This is a genomic window from Paenochrobactrum pullorum, assembly GCF_041929845.1.
GTDB classification, from domain to species: domain Bacteria; phylum Pseudomonadota; class Alphaproteobacteria; order Rhizobiales; family Rhizobiaceae; genus Paenochrobactrum; species Paenochrobactrum pullorum.
Genome location: NZ_JBHEEH010000044.1, coordinates 1 through 1,801, shown reverse-complemented (window position 1 = coordinate 1,801; position 1,801 = coordinate 1). Strand labels below are relative to the sequence as shown.

Sequence of the window (1,801 nt, the reverse complement as noted above, 5' to 3'; positions counted from 1 at the left end):
TTATCAAATTCATATTTATAACAGCTATATAGAGATGCGACACTTGGGCAAATTAGAGATGCGACAGATTTTGCAGCTCATGCCCTGTTCAAACAGAATAAAGAAAGGAAGACTGGGGTTCCGAATGCAAGCAGCGGATGGGAGCCGTCATGTCTTGTTTGATCACAATGTCGCAGAAAGAACTCAATCGATTAGAAGTTATTCAGAAGATACGGGATCGCCGCCTGACTGTTGTTCAGGCGACTGCATTGCTCGATCTCAGTCGCAGCCAGATTCATCGTCTTTTACAGGCCTTTGACAAGTTTGGTGCGGCTGGCCTTGTTTCAGGCAAACGTGGTCACCCAAGCAATCGCCGTTACAGCGAGGATTTCCGGAATACGGTGCTGGATCTTATACGGGCTTATTATCGGGATTTTGGCCCGACACTGGCCTGTGAGAAGCTGGTTGAGCTGCATCAACTTTCAGTCAGTAAAGAAACGCTGCGCCAGTGGATGACAGCTGCAGGTATATGGATTTCACGCCGAGAACGCAAAAAACGTGTATTTCAACCGCGCGGCCGGCGCGATTGTTTTGGTGAACTAGTGCAGATTGACGGTTCACATCATTGGTGGTTCGAGGGTCGGGGGCCCAAATGCGCCCTCCTCGTTTATATTGATGATGCAACCGGTAAGCTTCTGCATCTGCGTTTTGCCGGATCAGAGAACACATTTGATTATTTCCATGCGACGAAGGCCTATCTGGAGCTTTGGGGCAAGCCGCTGGCATTTTACAGCGACAAGCATGGAGTATTTCGCTCCACCCATGGTTCTGAGAAAGATCGAACGAGTGGGCTAACGCAATTCGGTCGGGCACTTTATGAGCTGAACATTGATATTATCTGTGCCAATACCCCACAGGCCAAAGGCCGTGTCGAGCGTGCAAACAGAACTTTGCAGGATCGCCTAGTGAAGGAGTTGCGATTGCGCGGCATTGATACGATGGAAGCAGCAAATGCTTATGCACCGGAATTCATTGCAGATTTCAATGCCCGTTTTGGTAAGCTACCGCGCAATCCGAAGGATATGCATCGGCCGCTGGCTGCGCATGAGAACCTCGACGGCGCACTGTGCCGGAAGGAAGTGCGGACACTGTCGCAGTCTCTGACGCTGCGCTACGACAAGGTATTGTTCATCCTGGAGCCAACGGAGATTGCAAAACGACTGGCCCGTCAAAAGGTCATTGTCTGCGATTATCCGGACGGTCGCCTTGAAATCATGCACGGCACGGACACCCTGCCCTATAGAACGTTTGACAAATTGCGTTCGGTTCATCGCTCACCCGTTGTCGAGAACAAACGGCTGGACGACATGCTGGCTCTTGTCGCTGAGATGCAGGCTGGACGGGAACAGCAACGCAGCAAGAGTGGTCCGCGTCGCACGGGACAGACGGACCATATGTTTGGCGTCCGCGACGGCAGCACCGCCAACGGCTATCAGAAGCGAGAGCGTAAATCGCGCACAGCCTACATGAACGATCCTGCTGTCATTGCTCGGCGAGAGCAAGCCCTATTGAGACAGCCGGCGCAGGAATAAAGCTCGTCAATGGACGCTGATATGGCTTAGCGTAGCCGATATAGGTGGGCCGAGTATCAACTAATGACAGAACAATTGCTACTGAGAAAGCTAAAGCCGAAGAGGCGGGTATTCACTCGCCCCCATTCCTCGCTTGCAACCCTGACCAGCCTCTCGGAATGGGGGCTGTCGTCAGCGCCTGTCGCATTTCTATTTTGCTGGGAACGTCGCAACTTTAACTTGCTAAAACA

At 51.9% G+C, this 1,801-nt stretch carries 1 protein-coding gene; it reads left to right on the top strand.

Annotated features, from left to right (window positions below; translation table 11 throughout):
* The first annotated feature begins 149 nt into the window (after positions 1 to 149).
* Positions 150 to 1,571 carry an ISNCY family transposase gene (locus JNC77_RS17520; RefSeq protein WP_374834793.1) on the top strand — a complete coding sequence of 474 codons (1,422 nt, stop codon included), beginning with the start codon at positions 150 to 152 and terminating at the stop codon, positions 1,569 to 1,571.
* The last annotated feature ends 230 nt before the right edge of the window (positions 1,572 to 1,801 follow it).